Here is a 14,659-nt window from a genome sequence, read left to right as displayed (position 1 = left end):
GCTTGCTCTTCTACTGAAACAATCGCATTTTTCCACTCAAATCCTGCTTTACTCAGCATCTGCATTCCCCTCTACCAGCCACAAGCCAGTTGTGAATCTTCATCCGACATGAAAGGTTCGCACGAACTGGCGCAACCTTCGTTATTTTCTTCATCATCAAGCGGTTGCAATGGTTCAGATAAATCAAAAGTGGCTATCAAATCTCTAACGCTACGATACCCGTCCGGAACCGCAATACTCCTGGCTATATATTCGTTAAGCGCCTGAGTGGTGGCAGGGGTTTCAGGCATCAGTGCGATAGCAGCGTGATAGCAATCAAAAGATAGGTCTGGATGTTCATGGTCTGGAACCCAGCAATCATCTGCAATGAAGGCTTTCAGCGCCGCATTCTCGCCAACCAGCTGCTGTACCTGCGCAATAGTGTCACCCGCAACAGCACCGGTAATACCCAAAGCCTCGGCAATCAGAGTGCAGGTGTTCAGTGCGGCATTACGTTCATTTTCAATTTCTACTATGCTATTTCTGGCATCGGTATAACCCTCTAATACCATGGGCAATAGTGCTGATTCAGCCAGCAGAGCATTAAATTTAGGATGTATGGCCACGTGGTCAGCATCTGGATCTTGGAAATTATAGATTAGGGTCTCATAAGCGCCGATGAAGCGCCCAAATCCACCATAGCCCTGCACCAGTGAATCCCATGCAATGGCAATAAATGCGCGTTCTTCATCACTGACATCTTGATCGTTAAGGCGCTCCAGAAATTGCTCAGATGATTCCCTGTTCCAGCGATCCTCTACTGCTTCAGTGGCGTGAAAGAGTTGCCACAGAGATTTCACTTCATCTTCACTGGGCCTTGCCATTGTTACCGATATTGTTTGACTCATTATTTTGTCCTCGCCATTAATACACTATCAACTGGTAGGCATTCGTATTCATGTAACAGACGAGTAGAAACAGGCCGTACATCATGATTGAGTAGCCCCAGTTAGCTCATTGAGCCGAGCCGCGAATACAGCACGGATCTGGATTGGCGTCATTGGTACTATTGCAATATCAGCCAGAGGGATACCCTCCAGCATCGGCCATTCCTTACCGTCATCGATGTCAAGCTCTTCGCGTTCGGTGGCCAGCATAATCAGATCGCAGTAATGAACGACTGAGGACATTTCAGCGGGAAGCCCAAATTTTTCACGGATCGCCATATCAATTCGATGCTCAATAACTTTGTAATCGGGCAGCAGACGTTTAAGAGGGGAGGGGATATCTCTGCAATACGCTTCGCTTGCATCATGCAGCAGAGCTTCGAGGGCGAATTCTTCCGGCACAATCTGGCTCATTAACCAGCAGTGTTGGGCCACAGAATAGAATACGGGTATTTGCCCCGCGAAACGGCAGTCATTGGATAAGCCCTGAATAATATCTTTATCGCAAATACTATTCGCGACCGGTTTTAAATAATCGAACGTCAGCCCTGAATAAGTAGTAATACAAGTCATAATATACTCCACACGGTTTTTAGGTAATACCCCGCCAAATACCCCATTGCTGGGATATTTGAAGTGATACTCTTTAATTGAGGTTTAATTAATTACGCTTTGAACTTTCCAATAAAGGTTTCAACTTCGACGCCTTTAAATTTATTTGTAAGCAGTTCCAAAAATTCAACAGCTATTTTTTCTTCTTCTGCTTCCAATTGAACAATGCGTAATACTAAAACGGGAACATTGCCACCAGTAAGAATGCTATAGCGCAATTTAAAGCGGCGCTCCCCTAACCCTTCATAGGGAACACATTTAAATTCAAATGCGGCAGGCATAGCGTCTTTACTTTTAGCTTCAACACTTTCCATTACCGATCGTTTCGCGCTGAAGTCCTGGTCTTCATGATCGGCTGAACTGGTTTGTTCAATGGTAATGCGGCGAACGGCACCCACGGTTTTCTTTATATCCAGCACTACACCATCAGCATCAAAGGCCAGTAAGAACTCACGGTAATCTTCCAGCCATTCAGCGAGTTCTTTTTGCGCCTGTTTGCGGCCATTAATATTAAGCAGTTCGCGGAATGGCGCGGTTTTCTTGAGTGACAGACTGGCAGTGTTATCGGCATGACCGGGATATTCCAGCGTGCCTATATTAAAGATAGTTTCTGCGCGCATTTCATCGGCATCAATAAAACAGCGAACACCGTCACCCGCATAGCCAGATGAGTATTTCACGTATTCATCAATACTGCTGGTTTCCATCGCACCACGAAAGCGGTAACGCTCCAGGTTAAATTGCTCAAGACTTTTAACGGAAACACCAGCAGGTAATGCGATGGTATCGCAAGCCGTGGAAGATAATTGCTTTTCAATTATTGAAGTTAAAACCATGTCGCGAATTTCAGTGATAGCTGACGAATCTAATTGTTGAGACATATAAAGTCCTTAAGAATTAAAATAATTATACTTTTGTGTGATGAGTAATTAATTAACGGTTTTTAATTTTCCGTCAGTCTCACCTTTAATGGTGAATAGCTGACCCTGATCTTCCTGCATAATTGCCAGCTTGCCGCCTTTGCCAACATACATCGGTGTTTCGGTCGTATCTTCTTCGGAGGATTTACCGCGTGGCGTTGGGGTGGTGAATTTCAGTTTATGGGAGATCATCACTCGCTTTTCTTCCATTGAATTACTCATGCGAGATAAAACAAATTCAATGCTAACTTTGCCCTTGTCTCCATTATTCAGAACACCTAACGCGGCAGCGTTTAAAGCGGCAGATATTTTGTTTTCGAAAATACCAGCATCCAACTCCCCAAGAAACTCGGGTACCACAGTTTTTCGTTCTTCACTCATTGGGATGATCCTTATTAAGCAGCGTAAGCTGCAGGTTATTCACTCCACACACAGAGAAGAGCACAGATATCAATGCGCTTCTCTGTGCAAAAAATGGCGGCTGGCCAATCTGGTGTTGGCAGGCGCAGCCGCTAAAGACACAGCACAGCAATGGAACAAGGTTGTGATTTCCGGCGCTTATTTCCGGCTGCTGCAATTGCGCAGGCCAGCTCTTTGGCAAACCACAATCGGCTGAGCACTACATTTGACCACCTTGCCCCGCTTGGCTTGAACGCGGTTTTCCGACCTAACTACCCCGTCGGTAACTTGCATCAGAGGCTGCTATGACACATATCCGGTGTAATGCTCATGCGATTGTGTGTCGGTCTTTCCCGACTGTCATCGGCCCAACTGTTACACCCGTATTTCTCGCGCTCTCCCTCGCCGTCACGAGGAGCGGATTGCCCTAATTATTAGGTCACCGGTTAAGGGATACGCCGCCGCAACCCATCAATTCACTACAACGGTAAGAGCATTGCCGGTGTCTGAATCGAACAGACCATTTACTTGCCCATCACCAGATAATAAAAATCTATCTGGCGTCTGGAATTGAACCGGACTCAATGCCTTGCTCGTCAATGCTCTTACCTGTTGTGTGATCCGTAACGTGGATCAAACGGCCTTTTAAGTCTTACGAGGCATTCTCTACGCCCCGCACTGCTAAACCCAGTGCTCACCAATTAGTCTGTATTGATGTCTCACATCCGTTCTATTTGCCAGTAGCTCATCAAGCTTACTTAGCGCTACAGGCTCAGGCAGTCCTTTGCTTATTGTTTTCCACTTACCCTTCCCGATCCTTCTCTGTATCACAAATGTTCGAGAGCTCATTACTCACCCCACATTCCCTATTTAGCGAATCATCCCGATCTTCATGCGCCTCGAGCGGCTACTTCGTGGGCGTCCTGCCTGTTCGCTGTTGATGGATTTAATATAAAATAACTTATTTAAAATCGCAAGTTAAAATATAAATAAACTTAGTTTTTTGTTTGTGAAGCAACCCGTAAGGCTGCTTAGATGGAGGGGCTACAGCTCGAATTGGACGCCTTTCACGACACCAATGATTTCGCAGGATTCAGTGATCGCAATACTGTCATATCTTGAATTCAGAGGAGTTAAGTAGCGATTCGGACCATCGATAACTAATTTTTTAACTGTCATCACATTCTTAGGGTTTGGGCTTGAGTTATCAGATATAACAGCAACAACAATTTTGCCGTTTTCTGGCTCCACTAAAGGGTCCACTACTACTGTAGAGCCGCGCGGAATACTTGGGCTTCCGTGAGGGTTAACCATGGTGTCATCATCAATAATAAAACCAAATGACAGCGGAGAGACATTGAGGAACGTGGTGGTTTTCTTTACGCTAGTTGGCATTTCATTTGCTCCACTTGTGGTAAAAGCCATTGCTTCTTCCCACGACAGTAAAGGTATGAATTGCATAGCGTTTGGTGCTGGCGCAACTGATCCCGCCGCTTGACCATATAATAAGTAGTTTTCTGTTGTACGAAGAGCCCTTGCTAATTTACTTAACGCCATCCCTCCCGGTTGATTTAAGTCTTTCTCCCAATAACCAACGGTTACGCCGGAGACACCAACGGCTTTGCCGAGCACAACTTGGGTGTAATTTTGTTCCTTTCTTAATTTCTTAATGCGCTGCCCAAGCGTATCCACGGAGTTTCCCTTTTATTGATATAGCTAACTTATTTTAGTTTTTATTGATGTAAATAAAATTATCCATTAATATCTAAGTTAACTTATAAAAAAGGAGGCCTTATGACCGTTGATGAGTTAACTGATTTTTTTGGTTCAAACAAAAAAGCCGCTGATTTTTATGGTGTAACACCCGAAGCCATCTCCATGTGGGGAAAGCGAAGGGGTCGGCTAATCCCAAAAGGGAGGGCGATTGAAGCAGATCATGGCACGCATGGCGCATTGAAGTACAACCCAGCACTTTACAAAAAGCCTACGGCACCTGCGGCCTAAATCAAACCACTGGAAAAAATAAGGAGCCGTGGGAATGAAAAATCAAGATCCGAAGTGGCAAGCAGAGAAGCAACCGGCTTGGCTGGTGGCTGCAATCAAAAAGACCATTACTAGCTTGCCGGGCGGGTATGCCGAGGCCGCTGAGTGGCTCGGGGTGACACAGAACGCAATCTTCAATCGCCTGCGCACTGACGGCGATCAGATTTTCCCAATTGGTTGGGTAATGGTACTAGAGAAAGCCGCGAGCAATGCCTATGTAACCGATGCCTGGTCAAAGGAAAGGGGGGGCTATCACGTTCCGTTTGTTGAAGTGGATACAGATAACGAAGAGATAGGGATCAAGCTGGCTGAGCTGGTGGGGCGGCTGGGTGATCTGGTTAATGCTTATCGTCAGTACATCATTGACGGTGTCGTTAGTCAGCAGGAGTGGCACGACCTTAACGATATCGCGTATGCCTTTAGGGTCACGCTGATGCAGTTCTTGACGCTGGTATCGAGAGTCTATTGCGAGCCCGAAAGGGGTGACGCCCCCGTGTGCGGCACAGGGGCGTCGGGTGCATTAACTAAACGTGTGGAGTAATTAACGCATGAACATTGTAACTGCTAATCGACTAATTCCGCAACTGCGCTGCTTACCAGCCGCTGGGCCTGAGCCCTTTCGTTATTTGATGAGAGTACACGCCAACTGGATACCCGTCACCTCCAATGTTTTAGCACAAATTGTAGACACATTCCGGTACCCGGCGCTACCAGCGCCAAGGGCGGGTTGATATGCCTGATAAAATTCAAATACTTGATCGTTATTTTACTGATAAGCGAGGCGTTCGTGTTCGCGTCATTAAGTTTGATCGCGGCACTGGCGAAGTTATCTATCGTCGTGATGACTACGAGCATGACTGCTCTAAGCCGATCAGGCGTTTTAGAAAAGAATTCAACGAGGTAGTTATATGAGCCGGATATTTGATGTTATTCAGGCTCTGTCCGGGCAGAAGAATGTCATTGTTATTCCTGCGCCTTATTTGGATTTTTTCAAAGGTGATCAGCAGGCCCACATGTTAGCTGCAATTTTGAACCAGTTGGTTTATTGGTCTGGCATACCATCCAGCCTCAGCGATGGTTGGTTTTATAAGAGCTATGACGAATTAGCAGGAGAGATCAGAGGCGTTACTGCTGATCAGGTTCGCAAGGCAACAAGCAAGCTGATCAGTAACTATCTTCCCGGTGTTATTGAGACGGCCACACGTAAGGTAAGCGGCACACCGAAAAAGCATTATCGTCTTGATGGTGACGTGTTAATTGCCAAGATATTCCCGCCCTCAGTGGAAGTGGCAGTATTGCCGAATGGAAACGGCGGTATTGCCGAATCCATTCGGCAGAAAAGCCAAATGGAAACGGCAGAAAAGCCAAATGGAAACGGCGATGTAGCCGAATCTTATCTCTATACAGATCATTACTTACAGATCAATAAACCCTCTTCGTTGCAGAATTCTGACGAATCCGGCAACAAGGCAAAAAGTGATTTTTTATCTACTCACCCAGACGCCGCGATATACACCCCATCAGGAAAATCATGGGGAACTGCCAAGGATCTGGACGCAGCCAAATGGATATTTGCCAAAATCCGCATTGTGAATGCAGCGGCTAAAGAACCGAATTGGGTGGAGTGGTCGAATGATGTACGCCTGATGCACGAACAGGATGACCGCTCTCATCGCGAGATCTGCGAATTATTTAAGTGGGCAAATACTGATTCATTCTGGGCGGCCAATATCTTAAGCCCTCGCAAACTCCGCGTTAAATGGGATGAACTGGTGATGCGCAGTCAGGCAAAAGTAGCTGTTGCGCCAGTTATCGACAATAGCGAACGCGACTCAGCTTATAAGCGTTTTATTTCAGGTACCGGACAAGATGTTAAGCGCAGTGAGTTAGAAATCAAGGTTGGCTTAGAAGCTAGCAAAGTTGGCGTGCGTTCTATGGGGGCCAGTTTTGCGGTTGTTCGCTGGAATGCTCTCTGGAAAGAATGCAGTCAGCGCGTGAGCGGGGAGGTAGCAGCATGATTATCAGTAACGTTAAAGTTATGTCGTTAGTGGCAATGTTCCAGCAAATACAGCGTTGGTGGCGTATTCGTGAGTTACGTAAACACTGGACTGATGATCAGCAGTTACTGAAAATTGCGAAAAAACGTGGCTGGTTTTTAGTGCTGGATACTTTTTCATTTGAAAGTAACTACCGGATGCTGCGTCTATTTTCCAATCATCTGAATCGTGTGGGGGGGGGCTGGCATGATTGATTTTACCAATACCGAATATGCTCAATCATTGGCGGCGCTTAAGTCGGCTGAATCTCATTTGCTGAAACAGGTTGGCGATCAGTGGCGCACCCCCGATCCTTTGTTCTGGGGCATTAATCAGATGCTTGGCCCGCTGGTTTTGGATTTGTTCAGTGATGGCGAAAACAGTAAATGCCCCGACTACTACACAGCAGAAGATAACGCACTGGTACAAAACTGGGCTGAGCGAGTGAAAGAGCTTAAAGGCGCTGCGTTCGGCAATCCGCCATATTCTCGCGCTAAACAGCATGAGGGTGAATACATCACGGGCATGACCCACATCATGCAGCATACAGCGGAAATGCGTGAAGCCGGTGGCCGTTATGTTTTCCTGATTAAAGTCGCCACGTCAGAGAGTTGGTGGCCAGAGCAAGCCGATCATATAGCGTTTATTCGTGGTCGCGTGGGTTTCGACCTCCCACACTGGTTTATTCCGGCAGATGATAAACAGGTACCGAGCGGTGCATTCTTCGCTGGCGCCATAGCGATATTTGATAAGTCGTGGCGCGGGCCAGCAACGAGTTATGTCTCGCTGGATCAGCTTATGACTACTGGCGCGGCATTCTTAGCGCAGATCCGCAGAGAGGCCGAACGCCTGGTACCACAAAACCAACTGCAAAATATTCCTGAAGTTGTTCCAGTACCGGATAGCGGGGTGGCGGCTTGAAACTCACCCTGCCATTTCCACCCTCAGTAAACAGCTACTGGCGCGCCCCGACTAAGGGGCCGTTAGCGGGTCGCCATCTTATCAGCGTCAAGGGTCGTCAGTTCCGATCTGAGGCTTTGGCTTGCATTCTTGAACAATTACGGCGAATGCCGAAAGCTATTACCGATCCAGTTGCAGTCTCTATCGTTTTTTACCCTCCAAATCTCATTCGGCGGGATCTTGATAATTTTCTGAAAGCGCCACTGGATGCCCTGACTCACGCGGGTGTGTGGGCCGATGATAGCCAGGTGAAAAAGCTTTTGATTGAGTGGGGGCCAGTCATTAAGGGCGGCAAGTGCGAAATTTTAATAGCTGAATTATTGGGGCCGCAATGAATACCTTACTGACTATCGATGGGCATCCAATACGCCAATTTTTTGGTGATTTGTACTGTTTGAACGATCTGCATAAGGCGTCGGGTGGCTAGTTGAAAGCTTGAGCGCGCCAAAACGGGCGAGCGCAAAATCCCGCCAATCGAGCAATTTTATATACATCAATGAGGTGAATAAAAAAATGGTGCTCTCTATGGTTGTGTTAATGTACAGTGTTTGTGCAGTTATTCACCTCTCCAATTGTGCGGACATTGGATTGGAGAGGCTTAAGAACGCTAATGTGTGGAGTATAAACGTATGACAACTGTCGTAGGCATCCCCGTATCTAAATCTGTTGTGACCATGAGCAGCCGTGAAATTGCGGTACTGACTGGTAGCAATCATTCTGATGTTCGCCGTTCGATTGAACGCCTTTCAGACACTAATCTATTGTCTCAGCCATTGGCTGACACTCCCTACATCAACGAACAAAACCGTCAAACCTATTACGAATATCATTTGAATAAGCGTGATTCACTGGTAGTTGTTGTTCGGCTTTCACCTGAGTTTACTGCTGTGGTGGTCGATCGCTGGCAGGAGTTAGAGCATAAGTCGCAGGTTCCTCAGTCACTACCCGAAGCATTGCGTCTCGCTGCAGATCTGGCAGAAGAAAAGCAGCAACTTGAAAATCAGCTTTCGATTGCCGCGCCAAAGGTCGAATTTGTCGATCGCTACGTTCAGGCAACCGGTTCTATGGTATTCCGTAATGTATGCAAGTTATTGAAAGCCAGAGAAACCGACTTCCGGCTGTTCCTGATTGAGAATCGCATCATGTACCGTCTGGCTGGTGGGCTAACTCCATATCAGCAGCATATTGATTTGGAACGTTTTGAAGTTAAGACCGGCACCAACACTGTTAATAATCACGCATTCACCCAGGCCAGATTCACCCCTAAAGGCGTTAAGTGGATTGGTGGGCTGTGGACAGAACATCTTGCAAAGAAAGGTGCCGCATGAGGGCGCTATTAACTCCATTTATTCAGCGTGAGCTGGGTATTGTCATCTTGAGACCGGGGAATGATGTTCTGCCGTTTATGCAAGGTCGCTTGCTTGTGGCTACTGAGCCGGAGGAGTTTAAATCGCTCCCTACTGGCATGCTGCCCGTAGCTAACCAGCAATTAGCTAATGATCCGCGACTATTGCCATTCTTTGAGCATGAAAGAGTCATCCGCGCCGCTGGTGGCCCTCGAGTGCTTGAGTCGTGGGTCGAGCGACTGAAAGAGTGCCAGTGGCACGATCCGGATGACACACACGTCCGCAACCTCACCACTTTACGTTATGACAAGCGATCAATCCGCCTGTGCTGGCATCATGACAATAAGCTGAGAGAGCATACATTACCCCGACTCAATCAACTTGCGACTAATAATCTCGTAGCGTGGATTGTAGAAACCGTTCGTGACTACTTCCGTTTTCCTGAAGGTCACCAGCTAACATTGCCAGAGATGTGCTGGTGGGCGGTGCTTAACGAGGTTTATAACCTGCTGCCGGATGCCATTGCTCGCTCTTCTCTGCATATGCCACCAGCTGTGATCGAAACCGGCGGCACAAAAGAGAGTGATATCACCTGGTCGCCAGCGCCACAAGAAGTGGTCGCCAACAAGGTAGCGAAAGCCAAATCGTCAGCCGAAGTAGCCGTTAAGTCAGTTTTAATCTTGAAAGTTGATCCTGAATCTCCAGAGAGTCAAATGCTCATCCCCAAACTGCGCCGTTGGGAAAATAAGAAATATGTGCGGTGGGTTAAGTCAGAGCCTTGTTGCGTCTGCGGGGATGGCTGCTGTGACCCACATCATATTATCGGGCACGGGAAGGGCGGCATGGGAACAAAGGCCAACGACCTTAAAACTATCCCGCTTTGTAGAATTCATCACGACGAAATACATGGCTCGGCAGGTGTAAAAGCGTGGGAAGCAAAGCACGGTAGTCAGATAGATTTATGGGAAAAAATTATAGATCGTGCATTTGCACTGGGTGTATTGGCCTGATGGCCTTAATTGCGTGGAGTAAAACCATGAATTCAGTAAGCGGTATGCGGACCGGTTACAGCAGTTTGGAGACGTTAGCATGAGAGATATATCTATAGTATTAGAGCGTTGGGGTGGCTGGGCTGCCAGTGATAACAGCGGGGTAGATTACTCTCATATTGCTGCGGGTTTTAAAGGTTTATTGCCATCAAAATCACCGAACAGACTTTCATGCTGTGACGATGATGGAATCATCATTGATAACTGCATTGCGAAATTGAAGAAGATAAAACCTGATGAGTATGAACTTGTTGTTTTACATTACTTATATAATGTATCTCTTAGAGCAATAGCCCGTAAGCGCAAGTGTTCTGATGGAACAGTCAGGAAAGAAATGCAAACAGCTCAGGGTTTTATTCTCGGTATTCTATATATGCTAGATGTAAAATTAGATATTTAATATCATAATGGCTGGCTATGTTGTCAGCCTTATATTGATTATTGTTTTAACATTACTTTAATGTTTTCTCGTATTAATATTAGTGAGTTAAGCATAAAGCAAATGGTAAGCATTGCAAGCCAAATACAAAATATTGAGGCTGGAGAGTAATTTGCAAGTCCAACAGTGAACTGAGAAATTGCTGTGATAATTGCAAGCCATATAGATAAGTTTAGAAAACACGAAAGCCTATCTAAAGGTAGATATAATTCTTTTTCTTTGATGTCTTCAACTTTAATGTTTTTAGAATCAGCAAAAATATTTTTATAAGACTCCGTAGAAAATAGTTTGTCTTTTAAACTAACAATAACAAATGTATGTAATGATAAAAGGAAAGAACCCACAGATATAAATCCAGAAAAAAGATACCCTCTAAGGTTTTTTTGATAAAAATCATAAAAGGGCTGATTGCAGTCTATATCACCATTATAAATAAGATGCGTCGAAATCAAAAAACACACAGAAACAAGGAAAAGCACAGTAAACTGTACTTTTAGCCCCTTATTTATATGTGCTTTAATTAAATTCACGTTTATCTTTCCCCGTAAGTATCTGCTCCTTAATTATAGCAACAATGGCGTTTTCTGTGTAGTTATCATTAGTTAAGCCATCAACATTATTTGCTAGTTGGTCGAAGTCGTATGTTTCGAAAAAAGTTGGGCAATTAAAGAAATCAACAATTTTTTCTTGGTTGTTATAGTTTGTAGCAACAACTTTCCCTTTAGTTATCCCAGGCAATCCTTTAAGAACGCCATTTACACGCCTTGCAATAGGCGATGTTTTCTTTCTTTCTGTTGGGTCTATATTAAAAGTTATATCTACATTTTTAGAATATGATTCTGTTGCAATCATTTCTGATTGCTTAAAGTCTATTGCACTAAACCTAAAAGTAGCAGACTTTATCTCTTTAAAAGCAGAGAGGATTGTCTCAAGATTACTCTTATTTAAAATAATAGAAAAACTAGGCCTTATATTATATTTTTTATGTGTTTTTTTATGTCTTTCTTGCTCGGCTTTTCTCCAAGAGATTTAATTTCATCGCTCTCGAGTTTACGTATATATTCGTTGGAATTGGTTTGAAGTTGTGAAAAAAGAGTATTTAAAGTACATGAACCATGATAATACAAATAAAGACCTTTCATGGTTTCTTTTTTTAGGCAAAAGAAGTTGAAGTTAACTAACTTTTCATCTCCTTTTAAGTCTTCGACTTTCACAACGAACTGACCATTTTTTACTGTAGATTTACAGTTTTTCTTTTGGTTTTTAAAGGTGAGAACAAGGCCAGTATAGAACTCGTCATCATCAGAAATAAGAATCTTTCTCACGTAATCTAAGCGCCTGATTTCATTGTCTGAGTGTGAAATTAAATGATTTAAAATTTGCTCAGATGTGATGTGTGGATTCTCGTTTTCAATTGAAAAACCAATGCTTTTAACTTGCATAAAATTTATAACTCCATGTTCACTTATCCGACTCTGAGAGCTTGAGTTTGCTAACAGTCTTGTTGTGTAACAAGATAATACAAGAATAATTGTTAAGAAACACTAACGCGTACGCAAAAACTCATATAGTGTGATAAGAGTGGTTGATTTGATGCCTCTTATCATTTTTTTCTTGTATTTTCTCCGATTTTTGATCTTTGCATCATTACTGAAACGTAACCTGTGTTAATCGATCTATTCCATTTCTTTAAAGGAGTGATAAATGGCACAGTGTTCCGGATGTGATGCTTCACTAGGTGACTCATTAATTGTTTAGGAAGATAGGACTATTTATAAAAGCTGTCCGTCCTGCTCAGAAAGAGATGGTCACCATGTTTTCTATCGTTACGATGATTTCGGAATGAGAGATATGGGTGATGGACGTTATATAGTGCAATCATGGTGTCCTGACTGCCGATTTAAAGAACCACCGATACTACAAGTTAGTTTTGAATGTAAATAAGCTCAATTTGATGAATCTAGCCCTGGACTAATAGCTGGGGCTTTTGCATTTTGTAGGTATGTGCTGACGCCTTAACCGTAACCGACTTTATTTTTTATGCTTTTCAATTTTCAAGGGGTCTCTCTTTGCGGAATATCAAGCCGCCTTAATTGCTGGATTAACGATTAAGTATGAAGTGCCATGCTCATCTTCCATTTCTACAGCATCGAAGCCGAGGTGAGCAGCCACACGACCCGCAGGCGCTGCAACTCCCAGCTTAGGTCGCCAGCGCCACCGTCAAAAGCATTGCTTCGTGGCGAGAGTATGTCTGCGAAATCTTCACAATCACTGTCATTATCCCACATGATGCGATCCGCTATTTCCGCTACATCATCAATGTTGAGTTCAGCACGAAGGAAGGCGTACACCTCTTCCGTTCTGTTATCTAAGTCGCGTGATGATGCTATTTTTTCATCGTTGATTTCATAAGTATAAACAAAGCCGCAACCGTGGCTTGAAGCTGAATCCATGCTGTCAGAGGCAAAGATACCGTCATACAGGTTCTCGCTACCATTCACTTGGGTGAATTGTCCTATCTGCATGACTGGAGCGGTGCTGCTGTAAGAGCCGTGGAATAATTTCATGTGGCGTTCCTTTCTTTTGGTTGTCTCGCTTCAATGAATATATTATGTACCTATTAGGTACATTGGTCAAGTGTTATTTTAACGCAACAACCATTTGTTAAGCATTCCATTGTTCTTGATAAACATTAGCATTTTCATGCAGGACATAGCGGCTGCAGGTATTGAGTTTTCTCCTGTAGCGTACTTGTAGTAAGTGCGGTATGGCACATCGATGGCTTTTGCTGTTTCGGTAATGCTTAACCCGATCTCATTTTGCATAAAAAGGAAATCTTTAAACGTAGTCAGCTTGTCCCAGATTTCATCACGCGTCATGCACTGCAAGTCAATAATAGTGTCATAGTTATCTATTATTTCGTCGTTTGGAGTGTTTGCGTAGTCAATGTTTTGTTTTTCTGCGAACGGCTTCAGTATTTTGTCTTCAATGATGCTGTGTATGAAATTATCAAGATCATCAATAGTGTCGAACTTGACTGTGTTGCACTCTTTAGTAATTAGCGCCTTAACTGCCATAATTTCTTCATTTGTTATTTTCATGTTGGCTTCCTTTTTAGTAATTATTATCTGCTTCAATGAATATACTATGTACCTGATAGGTACGTAAATCAAGTGTTCTATATCACAAATATTAAACAGGGCTGCACTTATGCGTTAAGTAACTCCGCGCATAAGCATATCGTTAGCATCACCAATATGGTGCCCTCACCAGTGAGGGCCTCTCCCGTTTTAGCTCATCAGTCACCCAATCAACTCCACACACACTTAACTGACGAGTGGCTGTGCTGGTGGGCTAAATTCCTAAAAACAACACCCGACAATGCCGGGAGTATATTCCCCGCTGGGGAGGTGGTATGAGAATGCATAACGAACCGCATACATGGAATGACTGGGGCGAACTACTTTATGCCTGGTGGCGGGGTGACGTTCCACTGGGTGGCGTATTGCTATCTGTGGTGATGGCAGGGTTACGAGTGGCATATACCGGTGGTGGCTGGAAGAAAACCTTATTAGAGGGGCTGACTTGTGGCGCACTGACATTAACCGCTGTTAGTGCGCTTGAGTATTTAGATCTCCCTCAGCAACTCACGCTGGCAGTCGGTGGCTTAATTGGCTTCATTGGCGTTGAACAAATCCGTGCCTTTGCTCTCCGCATTGTCGGCAACCGCATTGGTGGCAATGACGACACTAACCCCTAGGTATAAATCATGACGAAATTCAGATTCAGCCAGCGCAGTGATAATAACCTCAAGAGTGTTAACGCTGACTTAGTGAAAGTGGTGCGCCGCGCCCTTGAGCTTTCGGCTGTTGATTTCGGCGTTATCGAAGGAGTCCGCACAGTAGAACGGCAGCGCGAACTCTTCAACG

Annotated in this window: 21 protein-coding genes and 1 pseudogene; 12 read left to right on the top strand and 10 right to left on the bottom strand. The window is 44.6% G+C overall.

The genetic code is table 11. The features are described 5' to 3' along the window. Positions 1–71 precede the first annotated feature (71 nt). The 5 genes from AC971_RS20695 to AC971_RS20670 form a co-directional block, all read right to left on the bottom strand. On the bottom strand, positions 72–887 hold the full coding sequence (locus tag AC971_RS20695) for a hypothetical protein (protein WP_048677856.1): 816 nt from the start codon (positions 885–887) through the stop codon (positions 72–74). An 81-nt stretch (positions 888–968) separates the two neighbouring features. Beyond that, on the bottom strand, positions 969–1,499 hold the full coding sequence (locus tag AC971_RS20690) for a hypothetical protein (RefSeq protein ID WP_025383010.1): 531 nt from the start codon (positions 1,497–1,499) through the stop codon (positions 969–971). A gap of 92 nt (positions 1,500–1,591) precedes the next feature. Then, positions 1,592–2,419: a YfdQ family protein gene (locus tag AC971_RS20685; RefSeq protein WP_025383011.1), complete on the bottom strand. Its 828-nt coding sequence runs from the start codon at positions 2,417–2,419 to the stop codon at positions 1,592–1,594. A gap of 48 nt (positions 2,420–2,467) precedes the next feature. Next, positions 2,468–2,839 carry a hypothetical protein gene (locus AC971_RS20680; RefSeq protein WP_025383012.1) on the bottom strand — a complete coding sequence of 124 codons (372 nt, stop codon included), beginning with the start codon at positions 2,837–2,839 and terminating at the stop codon, positions 2,468–2,470. Between the two features lie 1,062 nt (positions 2,840–3,901). Next, a complete protein-coding gene (locus AC971_RS20670) occupies positions 3,902–4,549 on the bottom strand; it encodes a LexA family protein (protein ID WP_025383014.1) in 648 nt (215 codons plus the stop codon). 102 nt (positions 4,550–4,651) lie between these two features. On the opposite strand from AC971_RS20670, the gene AC971_RS20665 reads away from it, so the two are divergent. The 10 genes from AC971_RS20665 to AC971_RS20620 all read left to right on the top strand — a co-directional run bounded on the left by AC971_RS20665 (position 4,652) and on the right by AC971_RS20620 (position 10,691). Continuing rightward, positions 4,652–4,861, top strand: a complete 210-nt coding sequence (locus tag AC971_RS20665) for a Cro/CI family transcriptional regulator (RefSeq protein WP_025383015.1) — start codon at positions 4,652–4,654, stop codon at positions 4,859–4,861. Positions 4,862–4,895: 34 nt separating this feature from the next. Next, positions 4,896–5,441, top strand: coding sequence for a YmfL family putative regulatory protein (locus tag AC971_RS20660; RefSeq protein WP_025383016.1), 546 nt, complete (start codon positions 4,896–4,898; stop codon positions 5,439–5,441). A gap of 191 nt (positions 5,442–5,632) precedes the next feature. Next, on the top strand, positions 5,633–5,812 hold the full coding sequence (locus AC971_RS20655; protein WP_038402157.1) for a DUF4222 domain-containing protein: 180 nt from the start codon (positions 5,633–5,635) through the stop codon (positions 5,810–5,812). Continuing rightward, positions 5,809–6,918 (top strand): hypothetical protein, encoded by a 1,110-nt coding sequence (locus AC971_RS20650; protein ID WP_025383018.1) that lies wholly within the window; start codon positions 5,809–5,811, stop codon positions 6,916–6,918. Before AC971_RS20655 ends, AC971_RS20650 begins: the two co-directional genes overlap by 4 nt. Continuing rightward, the gene (locus AC971_RS20645) at positions 6,915–7,151 is read left to right on the top strand and encodes a hypothetical protein (protein WP_048677854.1); all 237 of its coding nucleotides are present in this window, start codon (positions 6,915–6,917) and stop codon (positions 7,149–7,151) included. Before AC971_RS20650 ends, AC971_RS20645 begins: the two co-directional genes overlap by 4 nt. Beyond that, positions 7,144–7,857: a phage N-6-adenine-methyltransferase gene (locus AC971_RS20640; RefSeq protein WP_025383020.1), complete on the top strand. Its 714-nt coding sequence runs from the start codon at positions 7,144–7,146 to the stop codon at positions 7,855–7,857. The genes AC971_RS20645 and AC971_RS20640 overlap by 8 nt, the downstream gene beginning before the upstream one ends. Then, the gene (locus AC971_RS20635; RefSeq protein ID WP_025383021.1) at positions 7,854–8,231 is read left to right on the top strand and encodes a RusA family crossover junction endodeoxyribonuclease; all 378 of its coding nucleotides are present in this window, start codon (positions 7,854–7,856) and stop codon (positions 8,229–8,231) included. Before AC971_RS20640 ends, AC971_RS20635 begins: the two co-directional genes overlap by 4 nt. A 294-nt stretch (positions 8,232–8,525) precedes the next feature. Next, on the top strand, positions 8,526–9,224 hold the full coding sequence (locus AC971_RS20630; RefSeq protein ID WP_038402158.1) for a phage antirepressor KilAC domain-containing protein: 699 nt from the start codon (positions 8,526–8,528) through the stop codon (positions 9,222–9,224). Continuing rightward, on the top strand, positions 9,221–10,252 hold the full coding sequence (locus AC971_RS20625; protein ID WP_025383023.1) for a DUF968 domain-containing protein: 1,032 nt from the start codon (positions 9,221–9,223) through the stop codon (positions 10,250–10,252). Before AC971_RS20630 ends, AC971_RS20625 begins: the two co-directional genes overlap by 4 nt. A 79-nt stretch (positions 10,253–10,331) precedes the next feature. After that, positions 10,332–10,691 carry an antiterminator Q family protein gene (locus tag AC971_RS20620; RefSeq protein WP_025383024.1) on the top strand — a complete coding sequence of 120 codons (360 nt, stop codon included), beginning with the start codon at positions 10,332–10,334 and terminating at the stop codon, positions 10,689–10,691. Positions 10,692–10,729: 38 nt separating this feature from the next. On the opposite strand, the gene AC971_RS20615 is transcribed toward AC971_RS20620, so the two are convergent. The 5 genes from AC971_RS20615 to AC971_RS20595 form a co-directional block, all read right to left on the bottom strand. Continuing rightward, positions 10,730–11,260, bottom strand: a complete 531-nt coding sequence (locus AC971_RS20615; RefSeq protein WP_025383025.1) for a hypothetical protein — start codon at positions 11,258–11,260, stop codon at positions 10,730–10,732. Then, positions 11,247–11,582, bottom strand: a complete 336-nt coding sequence (locus AC971_RS24015) for a hypothetical protein (protein ID WP_048677853.1) — start codon at positions 11,580–11,582, stop codon at positions 11,247–11,249. The genes AC971_RS20615 and AC971_RS24015 overlap by 14 nt, the downstream gene beginning before the upstream one ends. Before the next feature lie 116 nt (positions 11,583–11,698). Next, positions 11,699–12,172 (bottom strand): hypothetical protein, encoded by a 474-nt coding sequence (locus tag AC971_RS24010; RefSeq protein ID WP_048677851.1) that lies wholly within the window; start codon positions 12,170–12,172, stop codon positions 11,699–11,701. A 699-nt stretch (positions 12,173–12,871) separates the two neighbouring features. After that, positions 12,872–13,297, bottom strand: a complete 426-nt coding sequence (locus AC971_RS20600) for an AcrIF11 family anti-CRISPR ADP-ribosyltransferase (protein ID WP_174407869.1) — start codon at positions 13,295–13,297, stop codon at positions 12,872–12,874. Between the two features lie 78 nt (positions 13,298–13,375). Further along, entirely contained in the window at positions 13,376–13,831 is a 456-nt protein-coding gene (locus AC971_RS20595) for a hypothetical protein (protein ID WP_025383026.1), read from the bottom strand. A 314-nt stretch (positions 13,832–14,145) separates the two neighbouring features. On the opposite strand from AC971_RS20595, the gene AC971_RS20590 reads away from it, so the two are divergent. Together AC971_RS20590 and AC971_RS22340 are read left to right on the top strand one after the other, a co-directional pair. Continuing rightward, on the top strand, positions 14,146–14,490 hold the full coding sequence (locus AC971_RS20590) for a phage holin, lambda family (RefSeq protein ID WP_025383027.1): 345 nt from the start codon (positions 14,146–14,148) through the stop codon (positions 14,488–14,490). 9 nt (positions 14,491–14,499) lie between these two features. Beyond that, positions 14,500–14,659: pseudogene (locus AC971_RS22340) on the top strand (M15 family metallopeptidase); the annotation flags it as partial.

It is taken from the genome of Yersinia similis (assembly GCF_001053095.1).
Taxonomy (GTDB): domain Bacteria; phylum Pseudomonadota; class Gammaproteobacteria; order Enterobacterales; family Enterobacteriaceae; genus Yersinia; species Yersinia similis.
Note: the sequence above shows the minus strand (reverse complement) of the source record. Positions and strands in the feature narration are given on the sequence as shown.

What these genes read in the sequence shown, in the direction of transcription:
- AC971_RS20695 (WP_048677856.1), bottom strand. Translation starts at nt 887, where the DNA reads ATGAGTCAAACAATATCGGTAACAATGGCAAGGCCCAGTGAAGATGAA.
- AC971_RS20690 (WP_025383010.1), bottom strand. Translation starts at nt 1,499, where the DNA reads ATGACTTGTATTACTACTTATTCAGGGCTGACGTTCGATTATTTAAAA.
- AC971_RS20685 (WP_025383011.1), bottom strand. Translation starts at nt 2,419, where the DNA reads ATGTCTCAACAATTAGATTCGTCAGCTATCACTGAAATTCGCGACATG.
- AC971_RS20680 (WP_025383012.1), bottom strand. Translation starts at nt 2,839, where the DNA reads ATGAGTGAAGAACGAAAAACTGTGGTACCCGAGTTTCTTGGGGAGTTG.
- AC971_RS20665 (WP_025383015.1), top strand. Translation starts at nt 4,652, where the DNA reads ATGACCGTTGATGAGTTAACTGATTTTTTTGGTTCAAACAAAAAAGCC.
- AC971_RS20660 (WP_025383016.1), top strand. Translation starts at nt 4,896, where the DNA reads ATGAAAAATCAAGATCCGAAGTGGCAAGCAGAGAAGCAACCGGCTTGG.
- AC971_RS20655 (WP_038402157.1), top strand. Translation starts at nt 5,633, where the DNA reads ATGCCTGATAAAATTCAAATACTTGATCGTTATTTTACTGATAAGCGA.
- AC971_RS20650 (WP_025383018.1), top strand. Translation starts at nt 5,809, where the DNA reads ATGAGCCGGATATTTGATGTTATTCAGGCTCTGTCCGGGCAGAAGAAT.
- AC971_RS20645 (WP_048677854.1), top strand. Translation starts at nt 6,915, where the DNA reads ATGATTATCAGTAACGTTAAAGTTATGTCGTTAGTGGCAATGTTCCAG.
- AC971_RS20640 (WP_025383020.1), top strand. Translation starts at nt 7,144, where the DNA reads ATGATTGATTTTACCAATACCGAATATGCTCAATCATTGGCGGCGCTT.
- AC971_RS20630 (WP_038402158.1), top strand. Translation starts at nt 8,526, where the DNA reads ATGACAACTGTCGTAGGCATCCCCGTATCTAAATCTGTTGTGACCATG.
- AC971_RS20625 (WP_025383023.1), top strand. Translation starts at nt 9,221, where the DNA reads ATGAGGGCGCTATTAACTCCATTTATTCAGCGTGAGCTGGGTATTGTC.
- AC971_RS20620 (WP_025383024.1), top strand. Translation starts at nt 10,332, where the DNA reads ATGAGAGATATATCTATAGTATTAGAGCGTTGGGGTGGCTGGGCTGCC.
- AC971_RS24015 (WP_048677853.1), bottom strand. Translation starts at nt 11,582, where the DNA reads ATGATTGCAACAGAATCATATTCTAAAAATGTAGATATAACTTTTAAT.
- AC971_RS24010 (WP_048677851.1), bottom strand. Translation starts at nt 12,172, where the DNA reads ATGCAAGTTAAAAGCATTGGTTTTTCAATTGAAAACGAGAATCCACAC.
- AC971_RS20600 (WP_174407869.1), bottom strand. Translation starts at nt 13,297, where the DNA reads ATGAAATTATTCCACGGCTCTTACAGCAGCACCGCTCCAGTCATGCAG.
- AC971_RS20595 (WP_025383026.1), bottom strand. Translation starts at nt 13,831, where the DNA reads ATGAAAATAACAAATGAAGAAATTATGGCAGTTAAGGCGCTAATTACT.
- AC971_RS20590 (WP_025383027.1), top strand. Translation starts at nt 14,146, where the DNA reads ATGAGAATGCATAACGAACCGCATACATGGAATGACTGGGGCGAACTA.